Origin of the sequence: Streptomyces gobitricini (assembly GCF_039532985.1) — a bacterium.
In the GTDB taxonomy this organism is placed as follows: domain Bacteria; phylum Actinomycetota; class Actinomycetes; order Streptomycetales; family Streptomycetaceae; genus Streptomyces; species Streptomyces gobitricini.
The window spans coordinates 1-19,713 of record NZ_BAAASR010000013.1 but is presented as its reverse complement, the minus strand read 5'-3'; the positions used below and the strand labels follow the sequence as shown (position 1 = coordinate 19,713).

General features: G+C 72.6%; 19 protein-coding genes and 1 pseudogene. 13 read left to right on the top strand and 7 right to left on the bottom strand.

The genetic code is table 11. From position 1 onward, the window contains the following. The 8 genes from pcaC to ABD347_RS09765 all read left to right on the top strand — a co-directional run. Positions 1-473: 4-carboxymuconolactone decarboxylase (pcaC, locus tag ABD347_RS09800; protein ID WP_344359112.1), on the top strand; the 473-nt coding region annotated here is incomplete at its 5' end. Positions 474-502: 29 nt separating this feature from the next. Continuing rightward, on the top strand, positions 503-1,135 hold the full coding sequence (locus tag ABD347_RS09795) for an MBL fold metallo-hydrolase (protein WP_344359829.1): 633 nt from the start codon (positions 503-505) through the stop codon (positions 1,133-1,135). 30 nt (positions 1,136-1,165) lie between these two features. After that, positions 1,166-1,945, top strand: coding sequence for an exodeoxyribonuclease III (locus ABD347_RS09790; RefSeq protein ID WP_344359109.1), 780 nt, complete (start codon positions 1,166-1,168; stop codon positions 1,943-1,945). 48 nt (positions 1,946-1,993) lie between these two features. Next, positions 1,994-2,425, top strand: a complete 432-nt coding sequence (locus ABD347_RS09785) for a DUF6278 family protein (RefSeq protein WP_344359106.1) — start codon at positions 1,994-1,996, stop codon at positions 2,423-2,425. A gap of 143 nt (positions 2,426-2,568) precedes the next feature. Further along, positions 2,569-3,312, top strand: coding sequence for an amino acid ABC transporter ATP-binding protein (locus ABD347_RS09780; RefSeq protein ID WP_344359103.1), 744 nt, complete (start codon positions 2,569-2,571; stop codon positions 3,310-3,312). 17 nt (positions 3,313-3,329) lie between these two features. Further along, positions 3,330-4,268, top strand: coding sequence for a glutamate ABC transporter substrate-binding protein (locus ABD347_RS09775; RefSeq protein WP_344359100.1), 939 nt, complete (start codon positions 3,330-3,332; stop codon positions 4,266-4,268). A gap of 10 nt (positions 4,269-4,278) precedes the next feature. Continuing rightward, positions 4,279-4,923 carry an amino acid ABC transporter permease gene (locus ABD347_RS09770; RefSeq protein ID WP_344359098.1) on the top strand — a complete coding sequence of 215 codons (645 nt, stop codon included), beginning with the start codon at positions 4,279-4,281 and terminating at the stop codon, positions 4,921-4,923. Continuing rightward, positions 4,920-5,789 (top strand): amino acid ABC transporter permease, encoded by an 870-nt coding sequence (locus ABD347_RS09765; protein WP_344359095.1) that lies wholly within the window; start codon positions 4,920-4,922, stop codon positions 5,787-5,789. Before ABD347_RS09770 ends, ABD347_RS09765 begins: the two co-directional genes overlap by 4 nt. Before the next feature lie 77 nt (positions 5,790-5,866). Here the strand turns inward: ABD347_RS09765 and ABD347_RS09760 are convergent, their stop codons facing one another. From ABD347_RS09760 to ABD347_RS09750, 3 genes are all read right to left on the bottom strand, one after another. Next, positions 5,867-7,468 carry an alpha/beta fold hydrolase gene (locus ABD347_RS09760; RefSeq protein ID WP_425575614.1) on the bottom strand — a complete coding sequence of 534 codons (1,602 nt, stop codon included), beginning with the start codon at positions 7,466-7,468 and terminating at the stop codon, positions 5,867-5,869. A gap of 102 nt (positions 7,469-7,570) precedes the next feature. Beyond that, positions 7,571-8,758, bottom strand: coding sequence for a L,D-transpeptidase (locus ABD347_RS09755; RefSeq protein WP_344359090.1), 1,188 nt, complete (start codon positions 8,756-8,758; stop codon positions 7,571-7,573). 104 nt (positions 8,759-8,862) lie between these two features. Beyond that, positions 8,863-9,591 carry a hypothetical protein gene (locus tag ABD347_RS09750; protein ID WP_344359087.1) on the bottom strand — a complete coding sequence of 243 codons (729 nt, stop codon included), beginning with the start codon at positions 9,589-9,591 and terminating at the stop codon, positions 8,863-8,865. A 104-nt stretch (positions 9,592-9,695) separates the two neighbouring features. Here ABD347_RS09750 and ggt point away from each other — a divergent pair, with 104 nt between their 5' ends. Both ggt and ABD347_RS09740 read left to right on the top strand, forming a co-directional pair. Beyond that, positions 9,696-11,504 (top strand): gamma-glutamyltransferase, encoded by a 1,809-nt coding sequence (ggt, locus tag ABD347_RS09745; RefSeq protein ID WP_344359084.1) that lies wholly within the window; start codon positions 9,696-9,698, stop codon positions 11,502-11,504. Positions 11,505-11,663: 159 nt separating this feature from the next. Continuing rightward, positions 11,664-12,704: a LacI family DNA-binding transcriptional regulator gene (locus tag ABD347_RS09740; RefSeq protein WP_344359081.1), complete on the top strand. Its 1,041-nt coding sequence runs from the start codon at positions 11,664-11,666 to the stop codon at positions 12,702-12,704. A 120-nt stretch (positions 12,705-12,824) separates the two neighbouring features. Here ABD347_RS09740 and ABD347_RS09735 read toward each other — a convergent pair whose 3' ends face one another. Genes ABD347_RS09735 through ABD347_RS09725 form a run of 3 tightly spaced genes read right to left on the bottom strand, consistent with a single transcriptional unit; the run spans position 12,825 to position 16,251 of the window. After that, positions 12,825-13,535 (bottom strand): sulfite exporter TauE/SafE family protein, encoded by a 711-nt coding sequence (locus ABD347_RS09735; RefSeq protein ID WP_344359079.1) that lies wholly within the window; start codon positions 13,533-13,535, stop codon positions 12,825-12,827. After that, the gene (locus ABD347_RS09730; protein WP_344359076.1) at positions 13,532-14,917 is read right to left on the bottom strand and encodes an amidohydrolase family protein; all 1,386 of its coding nucleotides are present in this window, start codon (positions 14,915-14,917) and stop codon (positions 13,532-13,534) included. The genes ABD347_RS09735 and ABD347_RS09730 overlap by 4 nt, the downstream gene beginning before the upstream one ends. Further along, positions 14,914-16,251 (bottom strand): uracil-xanthine permease family protein, encoded by a 1,338-nt coding sequence (locus tag ABD347_RS09725; RefSeq protein ID WP_344359073.1) that lies wholly within the window; start codon positions 16,249-16,251, stop codon positions 14,914-14,916. The genes ABD347_RS09730 and ABD347_RS09725 overlap by 4 nt, the downstream gene beginning before the upstream one ends. A 717-nt stretch (positions 16,252-16,968) precedes the next feature. On the opposite strand from ABD347_RS09725, the gene ABD347_RS09720 reads away from it, so the two are divergent. Then, complete coding sequence (locus ABD347_RS09720; protein ID WP_344359069.1) at positions 16,969-17,826, top strand: GNAT family N-acetyltransferase; 858 nt, start codon at positions 16,969-16,971, stop codon at positions 17,824-17,826. A 121-nt stretch (positions 17,827-17,947) separates the two neighbouring features. Here the strand turns inward: ABD347_RS09720 and ABD347_RS09715 are convergent, their stop codons facing one another. After that, entirely contained in the window at positions 17,948-18,415 is a 468-nt protein-coding gene (locus tag ABD347_RS09715) for a hypothetical protein (protein ID WP_344359066.1), read from the bottom strand. Between the two features lie 244 nt (positions 18,416-18,659). Between ABD347_RS09715 and ABD347_RS09710 the strand changes: the two genes are divergently transcribed. Both ABD347_RS09710 and ABD347_RS09705 read left to right on the top strand, forming a co-directional pair. Beyond that, positions 18,660-19,052, top strand: a complete 393-nt coding sequence (locus tag ABD347_RS09710) for a PPOX class F420-dependent oxidoreductase (protein WP_344359063.1) — start codon at positions 18,660-18,662, stop codon at positions 19,050-19,052. Positions 19,053-19,126: 74 nt separating this feature from the next. Beyond that, positions 19,127-19,713: pseudogene (locus tag ABD347_RS09705) on the top strand (hypothetical protein); the annotation flags it as partial.

Below are 19,713 nucleotides of genomic sequence, written 5' to 3'. Positions count from 1 at the left end.
TGGCACCCGGGGCGGTCGTGCCCGGCGTCGTCGAGGCCGCCGTCGTCCACCCCGCCGCGCCCGCGGCGCCCGAAACCGCCCCGGCCGGGCGGCCCGACCCGTACGACGCGGGCATGAGGGTACGGCGCGAGGTCCTGGGCGACGCGCATGTCGACCGCGCCATGGCCGCCGCCGACGACTTCACCGGGGACTTCCAGGAGCTGATCACCCGCTACGCCTGGGGCGAGGTGTGGACCCGCGACGGACTGGACCGCCGCACGCGCAGCGCCGTCACCCTGACCGCCCTGGTCGCCGGCGGACACCTCGACGAGCTCGCCTTCCACACCAGGGCCGCCCTGCGCAACGGCCTGTCACCCGCCGAGATCAAGGAAGTGCTGCTCCAGACCGCCGTCTACTGCGGTGTCCCGGCCGCCAACTCGGCGTTCCGCGTCGCCCGGCAGGTGATCCTGGAGGAGACCACACCGGAAGAGTGACCGCCGCCCCTCAGGAGGAGGACGCCCTCATGAAGCTGACGAAGAAGTCCCACGCGTGCGTGCGACTGGAGAAGGGCGGCCGCACGCTCGTCGTCGACCCCGGCGGGTTCAGCGAGCGGGACGCGGCGCTCGGCGCCGACGCCGTCCTGGTCACCCATGAACACCCCGACCACTTCGACGAGGGGCGGCTGCGCGCCGCCCTGGAGGCCGACCCGGGCGCCGAGATCTGGACGCTGCGCAGCGTCGCGGAGAAGATCTCGGCCGCCTTCCCCGGCCGGGTCCACACGGTCGGCCACGGCGACACCTTCACCGCCGCCGGGTTCGACGTCCAGGTGCACGGCGAACTGCACGCGGTGATCCACCCCGACATCCCCCGGATCACCAACATCGGCTTCCTGGTGGACGGGGCGGTGTTCCACCCCGGCGACGCGCTCACCGTCCCCGACCACCCCGTGGACACGCTGATGCTCCCGGTGATGGCGCCCTGGAACAAGATCTCCGAGGTCATCGACTACGTCCGCGAGGTGAAGCCCCGGCGCGCCATCGACATCCACGACGCGCTGCTCACCGATCTGGCCCGGCCGATCTACGACCGCCAGATCGGCGAGCTGGGCGGTACCGACCACGGCCGGCTGGCGCCCGGGGGCGCGACGGAGCTCTGACTGTCACAGGCCCCCGTTAGGCTGTGGGACATGCGCATCGCCACCTGGAACGTCAATTCGATCACCGCCCGGCTGCCCAGGCTGCTGGCCTGGCTGGAGAGCAGCGGCACGGACGTGCTGTGCGTCCAGGAGACCAAGTGCACCGCGGAGCAGTTCCCCACCGACGAGCTGCGCGAGCTGGGGTACGAGTCGTCGGTCCACGCCACCGGCCGGTGGAACGGCGTGGCCCTGGTCTCCCGCGTCGGCCTGGAGGACGTCGTCCACGGCCTTCCCGGCGGGCCCGAGTACGACGGCGTGGCCGAGCCCCGGGCCATCTCCGCCACGTGCGGCCCCGCCCGCGTCTGGTCGGTGTACGTGCCGAACGGCCGTGAGGTGGCCCACGAGCACTACGCCTACAAGCTGCGCTGGCTGGAGGCGCTCAAGGGCGCGGTCGCCGACGACGCGGCGGGCGCCCGCCCCTTCGCGGTGCTCGGTGACTTCAACATCGCGCCGACCGACGACGACGTCTTCGACCGCTCCTTGTTCGAGGGCTCCACGCACGTCACCGAGCCCGAGCGCGCCGCGCTCGCCGGACTGCGCGAGACCGGGCTCACCGACGTGGTCCCGCGCCCGCTGAAGTACGATCGCCCGTTCACGTACTGGGACTACCGCCAGCTGTGCTTCCCCAAGAACCGGGGCATGCGCATCGACCTGGTGTACGGCAACAAGCCGTTCGCCGACGCCGTCAAGGACAGCTACGTCGACCGCGAGGAGCGCAAGGGCAAGGGCGCTTCCGACCACGCCCCGGTCGTCGTCGACGTCGACGTCTAGCGCGCGCCCTGTAGTGCGTCAGGTGCGTTGGGTGCGACGCTGGGCGGTATGAACATCCCTTTCCTGGACGGCTGGCGCAGGCGGCACGGAGGCGGGCGCGCCCCCTCCGCGGTGGAGCGCGACGCGGAGGGCGTGGCCGACATGCTCGCCGAGTGCGACCTGCTGCGCGCCCGGGTGCAGGAGTACGGGGTCCGACTGGACGACACCCCGAGGTCGTTGGAGGCCATCGACCAGCTGCTGCCGCGCTGGCGGGACGACCCCGAGGAACTGCCCTGGCTTGGCAATGACGCGGGCCTCTACCTCGGTACGGTCATCGTACGGACGGTGGGGGGCGCGCACTGGTACCTGACGCCGGGCGGCCACCCCCTCGTCCGGCTCGTCTCCGGCCGGGAGATCCACGTCGTGCAGGCCGGGCTCGACTGGGCGATCAGCGGCTCGCCCGAGCTCTCGCAGGTCTACGCGGAGGCCGCGGAGGGGTAGGAGCACCGGGCTGGCTGGTTGGGGTGGTTGGGGTGGTTATACGGCTTATGCGTCCCTTATGCGTGTCGAGTGTCTGAAGTCCCTTTCCGGGCTGGATAGTTTGCGCTGACCTCGACACAGCCGAGAATGGGGCAGGGCAGCGTATGGCCGTCGATCCATTGATCGAGCTGCGTGGCGTCAACAAGCACTACGGGCAGTCGCACGTGCTCCGCGGCATCACCCTCACCGTCGGCCGCGGCGAGGCCGTGGTCGTCGTCGGGCCCTCCGGATCGGGCAAGTCCACGCTCTGCCGGGCGGTCAACCGGCTGGAGACGATCGAGTCCGGCCGGATCCTCGTCGACGGGCGCGACCTCCCCGAGCAGGGCAAGGCCCTGGCCGGGCTGCGGGCCGATGTCGGCATGGTCTCCCAGTCGTTCAACCTGTTCGCCCACAAGACCGTGCTGGACAACGTCTCCCTGGCTCCCGTCAAGGTCCGGAGGCGTAGGAAGGGGGACGCCGGCCGGCGCTCCCGTGAGCTGCTGGACCGGGTCGGCCTCGCCGGCCGGGCGGAGAAGTACCCCGCCCAGCTCTCCGGCGGTCAGCAGCAGCGCGTGGCCATCGCCCGCGCCCTCGCCATGGAACCCAAGGCCCTCCTCTTCGACGAGCCCACCTCCGCCCTCGACCCGGAGATGATCAACAAGGTGCTGGAAGTCATGCGGCAGCCCGCCCGGGACGGCATGACCATGGTCGTCGTCACCCACGAGATGGGCTTCGCCCGCTCGGCCGCCAACCGCGTCGTCTTCATGGCCGACGGCCGCGTCATCGAGGACCGCGCCCCCGAGGAGTTCTTCACCAGCCCGCGCAGCGAGCGCGCCGGGGACTTCCTCTCCAAGATCCTCAAGCACTGACAGGGGCGCCCGGACCGATGATCCGTACGAACCGTACACGCGCGAAACGCACTCCGGCGGCCGTCGCGCCGGCCCTGGCCCTGGCGCTCGCCCTGGCCGCCGGTGCCTGCGGCAAGGACGGCCGCCCGCCCGTCAAGGGACCGCAGCCCGACAAGCTGCCCCGGTACCGGGTGGCGACCGCCTTCCTGCTTCCGGACTCGCCGACCTGGAACCGCGCGAAGCGGCGCGGCCACCTCGTCGTCGGGGCCAAGGAGGACCAGCCGTACTTGGGAGAGAAGGACCCGGCCGACGGCCGCTACTCCGGCTTCGACATCGAGATCGCCAGGATGACCGCCGCCTCCCTCGGCTTCGACCCGGCGACCATCGCGTTCCGCACCGTCGCCTCCGCCAACCGCGAGACCGCCCTCCAGAACGGCCAGATCGACTACTACGTCGGCACCTACACCATCAACGACAACCGCAAGAAGCTCGTCGGCTTCGCCGGCCCCTACTACCTGGCCGGGCAGTCGCTCCTCGTCCGCTCCGACGAGACCGGCATCAACGGCCCCCGGGACCTGGTCGGCAGGCGCGTCTGCTCGGCCGCCGGCTCGACGCCGTACCAGCGGATCGAGGCCGAGTACCCGAAGGCCCGCCTCGTCGCGTACGACACCTACTCCATCTGCGTGGACAACCTCCTCACCTACCAGGTCGACGCCGTCACCACCGACGACACGATCCTGCTCGGGTACGCGGCCAAGGTCCCCGAGGACCTCAAGGTCGTCGGCACCCCCTTCTCCGAAGAGCCCTACGGCATCGGCGTCCCGCGCTCCGACAACGCCCTGCGCTTCGCCATCGACGACGCCATCGAGGCCGGCGAGCGGAACGGCGACTGGAAGAAGGCGTACGACGCGACCCTCGGGCTCTCCGGCGTACCCGCCCCCGAACCACCCGCCGTCGACCGCTACCCGGCGAGCTGAGGAGCCGGCCATGAACGTACTGACGGACAACTGGGCGCTCTACGGGGCGGGTTTCCTCGGCACCGTGGAGCTGACCGCCTACGCCTCCCTGCTCGCCCTCGTCCTCGGCTTCGTGATGGCGGCGTTCCGCGCCGCCCCCGTCGGCTCGTTGCGGGTCCTCGGGGCCGTGTGGGTGGCCGTCCTGCGCAACACCCCGCTCACCCTGCTCTTCTTCGCCGTCCTGCTCGGCCTGCCGCGCTTCGGACTCGTCCTGCCGTTCACGCTCTTCGCGGTGCTCGCTCTCGGCTGCTACACCTCCGCGTTCGTCTGCGAGGCGCTGCGCTCCGGCATCAACACCGTGCCCAGGGGGCAGGGGGAGGCGGCCCGCAGCCTCGGGATGACCTTCGGCCAGACCCTGGGCGCGGTCGTCCTGCCCCAGGCCTTCCGCAGCGTCATCCCCCCGATCGGGTCCACGCTCATCGCCCTCGCCAAGAACTCGGCCATCGCCGGCGCCTTCAGCGTCACCGAACTCCTCGGTACCTACAAGACCCTCAACGAACTCGGCTACAGCATCATCTGGACGTTCGTCTGGATCGCCCTGGGTTACCTGATCGTCACCCTCACCATCAGCGCGGTCTTCACCGCCCTGGAGAAGCGCTGGGGAGTCGCCCGATGACGAGCGCCACCGCCCTGTACGACATCCCGGGCCCCCGGACCCGGCAACGGCACTTCACCTACGGCATCCTGTCGGCCGTCCTCATCGTGACGCTGCTCGGCTGGATCCTGTACCTGCTGTTCGACACGGACCAGTTCACCTATGCCAAGTGGAACCCCTTCGCGTACGTGGGCATCCAGGAACTGCTGCTGCGCGGCCTCGGCAACACCCTCAAGGCCTTCGCGTACGCCGCGGTCCTCTCACTCGCGCTGGGCGCCGCCCTCGCCGCGGGGCGGCTGTCCGAACACCGGGCCCTCCGGTGGGGGACGACCCTCGTGGTGGAGTTCTTCCGCGCCATGCCCGTGCTGGTGATGATCTTCTTCATCTTCGTGGCGCTGCAGGTCCGGCCGCTGCCCGCGCTGGTCGCCGGACTGGCCCTCTACAACGGCTCGGTGCTCGCCGAGATCTTCCGGGCCGGCGTCAACTCCGTGGAGCGCGGCCAGCGGGAGGCCGCGTACTCGCTCGGCATGCGCAAGACGCAGGTCATGTCCTACGTCCTGGTTCCGCAAGGGGTGCGGGCGATGCTGCCCGCGATCATCAGCCAGCTGGTGGTCGCGCTGAAGGACACCTCCCTGGGGTTCCTCATCACCTACGAGGAGTTCCTCCACGCGGGCAAGCTGATCGCGTCGAACCTCGACTACGATCTGCCGTTCATCCCCGTGGTGCTGGTGATCTCACCGATCTACATCGGGATGTGCCTGTTGCTCTCCTGGTTCGCCACGTGGGTGGCCAGAAGGCAGCGGCGCAGTCCGAAGTCCGAGGCCGTGGACATTGGACCGGCCGCTACAGGAACGCTGCTGCCGGGGGGTCCCTCCGCGCCGGGATGAGGCGCGGAGGGGACGCGGCGGCGAGTCGGGGTGCCGGAACACCCGATGGGCCAGGCCCGACCGGCGGCGGCCGGAGATCACTTCTCGCGCAGCGGGACCGACACGTACGACGGGTCGGACGACGGCGAGGAGAAGGTCAGCCGCGCGCCGGACGGGTTGTGCTCGATGTACAGCGGGTCGACGGTGTCGACGACCAGGGCGAGCCGGTGCCCGGCCGGGACGTCGTAGGAGGTGGAGAAGAGCTCCATGTCCACGGCGAACGGCCGGCCCGGCGCCTTGCCGTGGAAGGTGTACGGCGCGCTGCTCACCAGCTTGCCGAGGCCCAGCGGGCCCACGTCGTAGAGGTAGGCGACCAGCGTGCCGCTCGACTCGGTGCTGGTGACCGTGGTGTGCAGCTTCGCCGTTCCCCGGACGCGCTGGACGGAGTCGTACCGCTCGGACTGCCAGACGGCCGCGAAAGAGCGGGGGAGGAGCGGGATGGAGGCCACCGGGGGCAGCTTGAGGAACTGGTCGAGGGTGTTGGAGAGCATGACGATGCCGCCGTTGGCCCCGGAGTCGACGTTCGCGTACACCTTCTGCGCGTCGGCGAGGGCGATCTTGCGTTCGGTCGCGCCGACCGACTTCCAGTCGGGGTAGCCCTCGTAGCCGCCGCCGGCGCGGGACTTCAGCTGGACCGGCTGCTCGCGGTCGATCCCGTTGTCGGCGCCCTTGAGGTGGTGGTCGAACCAGCGGTGGGCGTTGGTCCAGGTGTCGTTGGGCAGGCCTAGCAGGCCGGTCGCCTCGGCCGTGGCGTGGTCGCCGGGCCGGAACTCCAGGCGCTTGGGACCGGTGAGCTTCTCGTAGAAGGAGGCGTACTGGTTGGGCGGGAAGATGGTGTCGCCCCAGGCGTTGCCGAGCATGACGGCGGTGCCGTTGGCGTTGATCCGGTCCAGCTGGAAGGCGGGGGAGCGCTTGGCACCCCACGCGATCATCTCGTCCTCCTTGTCGAGGTTGGAGGCGAGGAAGTCCTTCAAGGTCTGCTGGAGTTCGGGGCTGGGGCGACCGGTGAGGTAGCCGGTGCCGCCGAGCATCGCGGCGGCCTGGAGGTGCTGCGTACGGCCGCTGTAGATGGAGTCGATGAGGTCGGCCCAGCCGCTCAGCGCGACGACGGCCTTGACCCGCTTGTCGTGCGCGGCGGCGAGCAGGCTGATGCCGGCGCCGTAGCTGACGCCCGCCATGCCGATCCGGCCGGGGTCGGCCGGGGTGTTGGCCAGCGCCCAGTCGATGACCTTGGAGGCGTCGGCGACGTCCGGCGGGCCGGCCACCTCGATGTTCCCGCCGGACTGCCAGAAGCCGCGGGAGTTGTAACTCACGACGACGTAGCCGGCGCCGGCGAGCTTCCTCGCCTGGGCGAGGTACTCGATCTGCGGCATGGACCAGCTGGTGGGCAGGACGATCACGGGGTAGCGGCGCGTTCCGTCGGACCCCGCCGGGGTGACGACGTTGGCCTTCAGCACGGTGCCGCCGTCGCCCGCGATGTCGACGAACCGGATATCGGTGGTCGTGCCGGTGGCGGTGCCGGTGGCGGTGGCGGTGGGGGCGAACCCCAGGGCCGTCCCGGCGAGCAGGGCGGCCGAGACGGCGCCGGTCGTCGTCGTACGCAGGGCCTGGTGCCGCTTTCCCACGGTTCGTTCCCCCATCGCTGTGAACGCTTGAAAGGTGAACCGAAGGAAAGCACAGTCGGCTTACCGCAGGTAACCCGTTGGTAAGTTACGCACCGGTAACGATTGTGGGGCGCCGCGTCAGCGCAGGGCGCTCTTCGCCTGCCAGTCGGCCCAGGACAGGTTCCACTCCCCGTAGCCGTTGTTGAGCGCCTGCGTGCCCTTGGCGTCGCGGCCGTGCACCTCGAACGGGTCGCCGACCTGCACCTGGTCGTACACCCATCGGGCGTCCCCGGTGTCCATGCCGATACAGCCCGAGCTCCGGTTGGCGCTGCCCATGTGACGGGCGTTCCACGGCGCGGCGTGCGCGTACATCCCGGACCACGTCAGGCGCATCGAGTAGTCGACCATCTTGTCGTACGCGTCGCCCAGGCCGACCGTCTCGGAGCGCATGTTGATGGTGCCCTCCTTCGACATCAGCACGGTCTTCCCGCGCCAGGACGCCTTGTCGCCCCCCGGCGTGCCGCCCGACATCGGGACGTCCCGGACCTCCCGGCCGTCCCGCAGCAGGTTCAGCCGGTGGTTGTCCAGGTCGACCTTGACCAGCTGGTTCTTGCCTATGGTCACGTCGGTCGTGTAGTCACGGACGAACCAGCCGCCGCCCTCGCCCGAGTCGATGCCGTTGAGCTCCGCCCGGAGGGTGACCTTGGTGCCGGGCTTCCAGTACTCCCTGGGCCGCCAGTCGACCCGGTCCTTGCCCGACCAGTCCTCCATCCAGCCCCACGAGCCGACCGTGTTGTCCGACGTCGTCACCGTGAGGTGCCTCTCCACCTCGGCCTTGTTCTTGACCGGGTGGTCGAAGACGATCGACAGCGGGTGGGCGACACCGACCGTGCTGTTCTTTCCCGGAGCCAGCGTCAGCTTGTTGACCTTCTCGGGCGCGGCCGTGGCGAAGCCCGCCCCGGCGGTACCGCCGTCCGCGGAGCGCGCCTCGACGGTGTACCCGGTGCCGGGCGCCGCCTTGCGCGCGGAGGTCCAGGTGCGGCCGTCGGCGGAGACGGTGCCGTCGAGCGTGACGCCCTTGGAGTCGGTGACGGTGACCCGCTGGAGCTTCCCCTCGGAGAGGGTCACCTTCACCGGTACGCCGGCCTTGGCCTGCTTGCCGGAGAGGTTCACCGAGATCCGGGTGTCCGGCTTCGCGTCCTTGCCGTCGTCGGCCTTCGCGGCCCCCGAACCGCCCGAGCACGCGGTCAGGGCGGCCGCGGCGAGGACCGCGGTGCCCCCCAGGGCGGCGGTGCGGAAGGGGCTGCGCGGGCGTGTGCGGATCACCTGGAAAACCTCCGATGCGTTCTTTCGTCCCCTGGTGAGAGGGCGATCGAAGGTTCCGGGTTGTCCCGGGAGCGCCGGGAATATTCCCGGTCCGGGCAGGGGCGCTAGCCGGCCTCCGGTACCGATGCCGTCCGCGCCGTACCGGTCACGTCCGCGACCAGTTCGACGACGTCAGGACCGTACGCCTGCGAATTGACCACCTTCAGCAGCAGCACGAAGGAACCGTCGGTCCCGTACTTCCGCGCCAGCTTCTCGTGGTGCCGCGCCAGATAGCGGCTGGCCGCCTGGTTGGTGATCGCGCGCTGGCCGCAGAAGAGGAACACCGGCCGGGCACCCTCGCCGGCGGTGAGCCGGGCGAGGAGGACGTATTCGGACACCCCCGGGTCCATCGCGTACCGCTCTGAGCCGATCGTGAAGACACCGCGCTCGGCGACCGGCTCGGCCTCCGTTCTGACGTCGGTCCCCGGGAGCAGGGTGGCCAGGTGCGCGGCCATCCGGCGGTTCGAGTAGGGCCCGCCGAGGCAGAACTCGGTGCGCTCGCCGAAACCCTGCTGCGCCGAGTCGTGGTGCACGACACGGGCGTGGGCTCCGCAGTCCTTGATGAGCGCCGAGAGCTCCAGCAGCGCGAACACGTCGAAACGGTGCACCACACTCTCGCCGCCCGCCTCGCGGTTGACCACCAGCAGGCACTCGGCGTTCCCCGGCAGCCCGAAGAAGGCCTGCTTGCGGCGGAGCCGGCGGCGCCACAGCGCGGTACGGGCGAGCCAGCCGAGCGACGCGCTGACCCCGGTGGCGACCACGCCGAGCACGATGTTGAGCAGGTCTTCATACATGGGCGCGCATGGTAGCGGGGGAGCGGAACGCTGTTCGAGGCGGTCCTGGCAAGGGGCCGCCGGCGAAGTTAGGCTGCGCGGACGGTCGTTGACTGGAGGTACGGATGCGTCGGTCCCACGTACGTAACGTCTCGCTCGCCGCTGTCGCCGCCACGGTCCTCTCGGTCGGTGCCGCGGCACCGCCACCCACGGAACGCCCGGCACCCGCCAAGGAACCGGTGGCGGTCGGGTACGGCGGCGCCGTCGCGAGCGTGGACCCCGACGCCTCCGCCGCCGGGATCGAGGTACTGCGGCGCGGTGGCAACGCCGTCGACGCGGCGGTCGCCACCGCCGCCGCGCTCGGGGTGACCGAGCCGTACTCGGCGGGCATCGGCGGCGGGGGCTACTTCGTCCACTACGACGCCAGGACCCGCAAGGTGCACACCATCGACGGCCGCGAGACGGCCCCGCTCTCCGCCGACGCGTCGCTCTTCCTCGGCGAGGACGGCAAGCCCCTCCCCTTCGAGGAGGCCATGACCAGCGGGCTGAGCGTCGGCACCCCGGGCACGCCCGCGACCTGGGCCGCCGCACTCGACGCGTGGGGCAGCAAGTCGCTGCGGGACCTGCTCAAGCCGGCCGAGCGGCTGGCCCGCGACGGGTTCACCGTCGACGCCACCTTCCGGGCCCAGACCGCCGCCAACGAGGCGAGGTTCCGCGACTTCCCCGCCTCCGCCGAGCTGTTCCTGCCGGACGGGCGCCTGCCCGTCGTCGGGTCCGTCCTCAAGAACCCCGACCTGGCGCGTACGTACGAGAAGCTGGGCCGCCACGGGGTGGGGGCGCTGTACCACGGACAACTGGCCCGCGACATCGTCCGGACCGTCCAGGACCCGCCCGTCCGGGACGGTGCCACCCGCGAGGTGCGCTCCGGCGACCTCACCGAACGCGACCTGGCGGCGTACGAGACCAAGCGGCAGCGCCCCACCAAGGTATCGTACCGCGGACTCGACGTCTACGGCATGGCGCCCTCCTCGTCGGGCGGCACGACCGTGGGCGAGGCGCTCAACATCCTGAAGCGCGGCGACCTTTCCTCGCTGTCAGAGACGCGGTACCTCCACCGGTTCATCGAGGCGAGCCGCGTCGCCTTCGCCGACCGCGGCCGGTGGGTCGGCGACCCGGCGTTCGAGGACGTCCCGGTCAAGGGGCTGCTGTCGCAGCGCTTCGCCGACTCGCGCGCCTGTCTGATCCGCGACGACGCGGTCCTCAAGAGCCCCCTCGCACCGGGCGACCCGCGCCGGCCCGAGCCGTGCGGAACGAGCGGCAAGGCCGCGCCGACGACGTACGAGGGTGAGAACACCACGCACCTGACCGTGTCCGACAAGTGGGGCAACGTCGTCGCGTACACCCTCACCATCGAGTCGACGGGCGGCAGCGGCATCACCGTGCCGGGGCGGGGCTTCCTGCTGAACAACGAGCTGACCGACTTCTCCTTCGCCCCGGCCGACCCGGCGGTCCACGACCCGAACCTGCCCGGCCCCGGCAAGCGCCCCCGCTCCTCCATGTCGCCCACCATCGTCCTGGACGGCCACGCCCGCCCCGTGCTCGCCCTCGGCTCCCCGGGCGGCGCCACCATCATCACGACCGTGCTCCAGACCCTGACGGGCGTCGTGGACCGTGACCACCCGCTCGTGGAGGCGATCGCCGCGCCGCGCGCCAGCCAGCGCAACCAGGCCACCACGGAACTCGAGCCGGCCCTCTACGACAGCCCCCTCCGTGCCGAGTTGCAGGCCATCGGCCACGCCTTCCGCCAGAACCCCGAGATCGGCGCCGCGACCGGCGTGCAGCGCCTTCCGGACGGCCGCTGGCTCGCCGCCGCCGAGAAGACCCGCAGGGGCGGCGGCTCGGCGATGGTGGTCCACCCGGCCAGCCGGCCGTAGCGCCGGCCTGCCTTCCGGCGGCCCGGCCGGCCCGCCCGGTCCGGTCCGGTCCGGCCGGTGCGGTCCTGGTGCCGGCGTGGCTTCCGGCGGCCCGGCCCGTCGGCGAAGATGAGGCTGTCAGCGACAGGTACCAGCAGTGAACGAGGAGCGTCCCCGCAGATGGCCACGTCCGGTTCCGGAAGCAGGCCGCCCACGATCGCCGACGTGGCCCGCGCCGCGTCGGTGTCGCGGACGACCGTGTCGCACGCCCTGAACGGCATCGGCAAGGTCGATCCCCGGACCCGGGAACGCGTCAGGAAGGCCGCCGCCGAACTCGGCTACCGGCCCAACCTGCGGGCGCAGCGGCTGCGGCGCGGCGAGGCCAAGGCCATCGCGCTGGCCTCCTCCATGCCGTTCGCGGTGGCCGGCGGGCCGTCCCGGCTCGGGTTCTACATGGAGGTCGCCGCCGCCGCCGCCGAGCGCGCCCTGCTGCACGGGTACGCCCTCGTGCTCGTACCGCCCGTGCGGTCCGGGGCGGCGCTGCACTCGGTGGACATCGACGGCGCCATCGTCGTCGAGCCCGACCGGGACGACGTGGCCGTGGCACAGCTCCACGAGCGGGCCCTGCCGTACGTGACGCTCGGGCGCCCCACGGCGGAGGGGGACGACGCCCCGTACGTCGACCTGCGCGGCGGGCTCGTCGTCGACCTGCTCCTCGCCCACCTGCGCGAACAGGGCGCCCGGCACCCGGCGCTGCTCATCGGCGCCGGGTCCCGGCACTCCGCGGTCGACGCCCGCGCCGCGTACCTGCGCGCCGCGGCCGGGCATGGCTGGGAGCCGGTCGTCGCGACGGCCTCCGAACAGGGCGGCGAGCAGGCCGGGTACGACGCCTGCGCCGCCCTGCTCGCCGGCCACCCGGACGTCGACGCCGTCTGCGCGCTCGTGGACGCCTTCGCGGTCGGCGCCGTACGGGCCATCGGCGACAGCGGCCGCCGCGTCCCGGACGACGTCATGGTCGTCACCAGGTACGACGGACTGCGGGCCCGGACCTGCGAGCCGCCGCTCACCGCCGTGGACCTGCACCTCGACCGGGCCGCCGCCGACGCGGTGGAGCTGCTGCTCGGCCGGTTGCGCGGTGAGGCCACGGCCCCCCTGGCCACCGCGCCCGAGCCGCGCGTCGTGCCCCGGGCCTCGTCGCTGCGGGGCACGACGCCCGCCTGATTCGCGCCGGGGCCGGAGCGGCGGGGCCGGGGCGGCGAGGCGGCTGGGCCGGCGGGGGCGGTGGAGGCGACGGCTGGGCCGGCAGGGGGCCGTGGCGGCGGGGCGGCGGGTGGCCACCGGTCACAGCCCCACGATCAGCCCCGTCCCGGAGACGAGCGCGAAGACCAGGACGAACAGCCGCATACGGCGCGCGTCCAGCCGCTGGTGCACCAGCCGGCTCAGCCACGCCCCCACGGCCAGCGCGGGCAGCAGCGCCAGCGCCCACCCGAGATGGGCCGTACTGCCCCGGCCCGTGGCGAACAACAGGGCCAGCGAGGCCACTTCCCCGACCAGGAAGCAGACGGCGACGGTCGCCCGCAGCTCCGCCGGCGGCCGGTGCTGGTACACCAGCGCCAGCGGCGGGCCACCCACACCGGTCGCCGTCTCCGTCAGCCCGGTGACCACCCCGGCGCCCAGGTACGCGCCCCGCCCGGGGGTGAACGCGGGCGCCGCCAGACTCACCACCGCCGCCAGCACGGTCGCCACCCCCACGAACAGGCCCAGCCGCCGGTCGGGGATCACCCACAGCAGCATCAGCCCGCCCGGGGTGGCCGCCAGCCGGGCCGCCGTGATCCAGCCCGCACCCCGCAGGTCCAGCGCGGCACGTTCGCGCCACGCGACGTACAGGTTGAGCGGGACCATCGACGCCAGGACGAAGACGGGCACCAGCCCCGGGTCCAGCAGCCCGGCCACCGGCGCCACGATCAGGGCGAAGCCCAGCCCGCTCGCGCCCTGCACGAACGCGGCGACGGCCACCGTGACGGCGAGGACGACGACCGTCTCCGTACTCACGACCGGGCCGCCCAGGCGTCGGCGGACGTCGGGTGGACGCGGGTCACCGGCGCCCGGAGCATCACCTCCTGCGCCAGCTCGGCTGCCCGCCGCACCAGGGCCGGGCCGTCCCAGTCGGTCGGCCACCCGCGCCACAGGCGCAGCCGACCGCCCACGAAGACGGCGCTGATCTGGTCCCGGTTGCCGCGGCGCACCAACTCCCAGGGCAGGTCCCAGGAGAGTGCCGTCTCGGGCGTCGAGACGTCGACGAGCAGGAAGTCCGCGGCGGCGCCTGCCGTGATCCGGCCGGTGCGGCCGCCGAGCCCGAGCGCGTCCGCACCGCCCCGGGCGGCACGGTCCAGCCACGTCCAGCCGGCTCCGCACGAGGAGTCGCCGGTGGCCAGCCCGTACGCGAGGCGCTGGGCGAACTCGGCGGCGTCCGCCAGCCGGAAGGCGTCACCGCGGGTGCCGTCCGTCCCCAGCCCGAAACGGACGCCCCGCTCGGCCATGGTCGTCGCCGGGGCCACGGCGTTGCCCTTCCAGGCACTGGCCACCGGGTTGTAGCTGACGGCCGCCCCGCTGTCGGCGAGGAGGGTGACCTCCCGGGGCGTGACGAGGGTGGCGTGCGCGGCGAGCAACTGCGGCCCCAGAGCGCCGGTCCGGTGCAGGTACTCCAGGGGCCGCAGCCCGTGCCGGACGAGGGAGCGTTCCACGGCGGCGAGATGCTCGTTGACGTGGATCTGGACCACCGCGCCCGCCTCGGCGGCCAAGCGGGCGGTGTGGCGCAGGGTGCGGGCGGTCGCGGCCTCCGGGACGGAAACGGCCAGGGACGGGTGGATCAGCTCCTCGACGCCGTACCGGGTGAGGTGCTTCTCGGCGCCGGTGAGGGTGGTCTCGGTGTCCCCGTCCACGTCGTTGCAGACCAGGCCGAGTACGCAGCGGATGCCGGCGTCGCGGGTGGCGGCGGCCACGAGTTCCACGTCCACGGGCGCCCGGGTGCCCGCCTCGGCGACGGTGGTGAACCCGCCGCGCAGCGATTCGAGGGCGGCCAGCTTCGCCGCCACGTACACCGCCTCCTCGTCCAGGGAGCCCTCGAGCGGTACCCACACCCGGCGGAAGATCTCCGAGGGTTCCCCGAAGGCCAGTGCCGCGCCGAAGCTCTGGGTGAGGTGGTGGTGGGCGTCGACGAACCCGGGCATCAGGATGTGCCCCGGCAGCCGGACGGGCGTGAGGTGCGGGTGCTCGCGCGCCAGTCGTTCGGCCGGTCCGACGGCACGGAACGTGGCGCCGGAGACGACGGCCGCGTAGTGGTCCCTCGGGCCGTCGGGCGTCATGACCGCGTCGGGGGCGAGCAGGAGGTCGCCGTCGTCGGTGCGGAGACGGTCGGGGGTGGGCTCGTTCATCGGTCGCTTTCGGTACGGGGGCGGGTACGGGTACGGCCATCGGGGCGGCCACCGGGGCGGGGCAGCCGGACGTGGTGGAACAGGACGTTCAGGACGGCGGCGGTGACCGCGCCGACGGCGACCCCGCTCTCCAGGAGGATCCGGGCGTTCGGCGGGAAGGCCCCGTACACGCCCGGGACGAGGATCGGCAGCAGGCCGAGCGCGAGCGCGACGGCGCAGATGAAGGTGTTGGTGTGCCGGTCGAGTTCGGCACGGCCCAGCATCTGTACGCCGAGCACCGTGATGACGGCGAACACCACCATGGCGGTGCCCCCGACGACCGCCGACGGGATGACGCTGATCGCGCGTGTGACCGGGGCCAGAAGGCCGATGACGATGAGGACGACGCCCGCGGCGGCGGTCACGAACCTGCTGCGTACGCCGGTGACCCGGACGATGCCGATGTTCTCGCCGCTGGTCACCATCAGCGGGAGGCCGAAGAAGCCGCCGAAGAGGGACGTGAGCGCGTCGCCCCGGATGGTCTTCGGTACGTCCCGGCGCTTGTCGATCTCCTTGCCCACGGCCTCCGCGTTGATCACGGTCTGGCCGGTGGCCTCCGCCATGGAGGCCAGGCTGTAGAGCATCAGGGGCAGGGCGGCGAGCAGGTTGAACTCCGGCGAACCGAACGGCATCACCTGGGGCAGGTTCAGCAGCCCGCCCTCGGCGGCCGTGCCGAAGTCGACGCCGCCGAGGAGGAAGGCGAGGACCGTACCGGCGATCAGCCCCAGCATCACGGCGAGTTGGCGCAGCACGCCGGTGAACAGCAGGTAGAAGGCGACGGTGAAGCCGATCGTCGCCATGCCGAGGAGCAGGTTGGCCGGGTCGGCGAACCCGGGCTGGCCGGGCCGGCCGGTGACGAGCACGGCGCCCACCTTCACCAGGTTGACGCCCACGATCACGATCATCGTGCCGATGACCAGCGCGGGGAAGAAGGCCAGCAGCCGGGAGAAGACGGGCAGGACGACGAAGTAGAACGCGGCGGTGAGGATCACGGCGCCGGTGGCGGTGGGCAGTCCGTGCTGCTCGGCGATGGCCAGGAACAGGATGAGCGGCGCGCCCCCGGGCAGCATCACGAACGGCAGTTTCGGCCCGAACTTCCACGGCCCGAGCGACTGGATGAGTGACCCGGCACCGGAGAGGATGAACGCCGCCGACAGCAGGTCGACCGTCAGGGCGGCATCGAGCCGGAGCGTGGCACTCATCAGGAAGATGGCCGATATGGGTGTCGCGGCCATGACGAGGACGTGCTGGACCCCGAAGAGCAGGATCCGCCCGAGCGGCCGTGATTCGTCCACGGGGTGGACCGCCCCGTGGACCTGCGCGCTGTCGGCCGGCCCGCCCCCGGCCCCCGCCCCGCCCCCGGCGCCTTGTCCGGCCCCGGCCCCGGCCCCGGCTCCTGCGCCTCGTCCCGCCCCGGCTCCCGAGCCGGACGAGGCGTCTGGGTCTGGCGTCGGTGCTGCGGGCCGGGGCGACGCGGCGGTGGAGCCGCTCGGTGCGGGCGCCATGGCGGACGCGGGGCTGTCCGGTGCGGGTGCGGTGCCGGGGTCGCGGGGGTTGTCCGGTGCGGATGCGGGCGCGGTGCTGGGTGCGGATGCGGGTGCGGCGCTGGGCGCGGTGCCGGGGTCGCGCGGGCCGTTCGTCGCGGGTACGGGACCGGGCGTGGATCCGGTGGCCGTGCCGGGCGTTGGGGCCGCGGCGGGGGCGGACGTCGTCTCGGAGTGGCCGGGGGTCGGCCCTGTCGGGGACGGGACGTGGGGCGTGGGGCGGGGACTGGACACGTTCGAGCTCCGTTCGGCTCGCTCCGGATTCGGCCGCGGTCCACCCGAGACGGGAGCGGAACCGTAGCGGCCAAATCGATTTGGCCGCCAGTATGTGAGTGGCCGGAAGGCGCGTCAAGGGGTTCGCGCCAGGGGGTTCGTACGGCTCGATTCCCCTCCCCATTGCCAGAGGCGTGGTGGGCGCGTTCGATGGAAAGGGGGCCTTGGCGGGCCGTCCGCCGGAAGGAGAGGACCATGGACCTGGTACTGCGTCCCAGCCGCGCGGACGACGCACCGGAGTGCGGCAGGATCTGCTTCGAGGCCTTCGACGGCATCGCCCGCAAGCACGGGTACCCGTCCGACATGCCCGGTCCGGAGCCCGCCACGGAGATGTTCCGGATGGTGTTCGGCCACCCCGGCTTCTACACCGTCGTCGCCGAGCTCGACGGCCGGATCGTCGGCAGCAACTGCCTCGACGAGCGCTCACCCGTCGCCGGAGTAGGGCCGGTCACCGTAGACACCGCCGTCCAGGACGGAGGCGTCGGGCGCCGGCTCATGCTCGACGTCATGCGGCGGGCGAACGAGCGGCGGGCGCCCGGCATCCGGCTGCTGCAGAGCGGCTACCACTGCCGCTCGTTCGCGCTCTACGCCGGGCTCGGGTTCGAGTTCCGCGAGACGCTGGCGTGCCTCCAGGGGCCGCCGATCGGCGGCACGGTGCCCGGCTACGAGGTGCGGGCGGCCACCGACGCGGACCTGGCGGCCTGCGACGACCTGTGCCGCCGCGTCCACGGCGCCGACCGCGGGGGCGAACTCGCCGACGCCATCAGGGCGGGCACGGCGCGGGTGACCGAGCATGACGGGAGGATCACCGGATACGCCACCGACCTGTCCTTCTTCGGGCACACGGTCGGCGAGACCACCGAGGACGTCCGGGCGCTCATCGCCTCCGCGCCCGCCTTCGGCGGCCCCGGCATTCTCGTGCCGGCGCGCGACAGCGCCCTGTTGAAGTGGTGCCTCGGCCACGGGCTGAAGGTGCGGCAGCTCATGAGCCTGATGACCATCGGCCTCTACAGCGAGCCGGCCGGGGCGTACCTGCCGTCCATCCTTTACTGACCGAGCCCCGGCCGGCCCGGAACGCCGGAACGCCGGAACGCCGGAACGCCGGACGGCCGACGACCGGCGACTGCGGCGCCGTCGCAGGCGCGGGCCGTCCATGTACACCGCCGCGCCGGCATCAGTGCGGGTGGGGTGGCCCGGTCCGTACCCCCTGGGCCCGCAGCGCCGCCGCATGGCCCCGGCCGGCCGAGGCCATCGCCTCCTCCAGCAGGGCGCGTGCCTTCTCCTCCGCCGCGTCGTACCGGTCCGGGTGGGCGGAGCGCTGCACCTCCTGGGCCGTCGCGCCCGCGCTGAGCCGGGGCGACCGCCGCTCCACCCGGACGGCCCGTTCGAAGAACCGCCGGGCCGCGTACGGCACGTGCCTGATCTGCTCGGGCGTTCCCCAGCCCTGGCTGGGGCGCTGCTGGAAGACCCCGAGCGAATCCTTGTCGCCGCAGTCGAGGTTGTTCATGTGCGACTCGACCCAGCCCGCCTCGAAGGCGGCCAGCATGACCTTGTCCGAGACCCCGAGGTCCCGGCCGACGCTGTAGACCACTTCGGTGACCTCCGGATCCCGGTCGGGCGGGATGCGGCACGGGGGTGTCATGGTCGCGATGTTCCCGTCCCGCGCCGTGCCGGAACCCGCGCGTCATGAAGTCGACATCGGCCGCCGGGTCGTCGACTGCCCGCGCGGTACGGAGAGTTGCCCCCCCTGTGGCGCTGCGGTGTGGCGCGGCGTGTCGATCCCGACCGGCCCCCGGGTCCGCGTCTGTCCCGTTGTCCGCACAGGGGGGCGCGGTCCGCGCATCGCCGGGGGCGTGGCCGGGGTACGAGGGCGTAGGCTCGCCGACGTGATACCTGAAGCGTTGCGGCACGGCCGTTATGTCAGCCTGACCACGTTCCGCAAGAACGGCACGGGAGTCGCCACGCCGGTCTGGTACGCGGTGGACGGCGGTGAGCTCTACGTCTGGACGCGGGAGGACTCCTGGAAGGTCAAGCGGCTGCGCCGCGACAGCCGGGTCGTCGTCACCGCGTGTGACGTCCGCGGCCGCGTGGCGGAGGGCGCCGTCGGCGTCGAGGGCACGGCGCGGCTGCTGGACGACGTGAAGGGCGTACGCAAGCTGATGGCCCGCAAGTACGGCTGGCAGTTCTGGATGGCCGACCTGCCGGCCACCCTGGTGCGGCTGGGCAAGCGGCCGCACGTGGGGATCGCGGTGCGGTTCCCGGCCGAAAAACCCCTGTAGCCCCCCTGTAACACGGCTGAGGTCGAATGCCCTCCGGACCGGAGGACTCCGGTCGGCTGTGAGCAGGGGCGTATATGACGATGCATCACATCCCGGAGCAGGTCGGAGCGTTCGCGCGGTGTCTCGCGCATCTGGTGGCGCGACTCGATGAACGCGGCGGCTGGTACGGCGTCTTCCTGCGGCGTGACCCGCACGGGATGCGGGCCTGTCTCGACGGCGGGCAGGTGCCGCCCTGGGACGTGGTGCAGGCGCTGTTCCAGGACCTCGCGGCCGCGCGTGGTGACCGCGGCCCGGAAGCGGAGGCGGTGCGGGCCGAGGCGGTACGCGCACGGGAGCTGCACACCGCCGCGGCCGCCGCGTACGACCGGCGCCCGGGCGGCCGGGAGGCGCTGCTGGAGCGGCTGGACCTGATGCGGCGCGCACAGGCGGACGCCGTGCGGCGCGGAGAGGAGCTGGTCGCCCGGCTCGGGGCAGTCCAGGAGGGCACCCCCGACGCGGAACGGCTGGCTCACGACCTCGCCTGGGTGCGCGACGACCATGCCAGGGCGACGGCACGGATCGATGAGCTCGGCGCCCGGCTCGCGGCGCTCCCGGAGCCCGCCGCGCCCGAGCCCGCCGCGCCCGAGCCCGCCGCGCCCGAGCCCGCCGCGCCCGAGCCCGC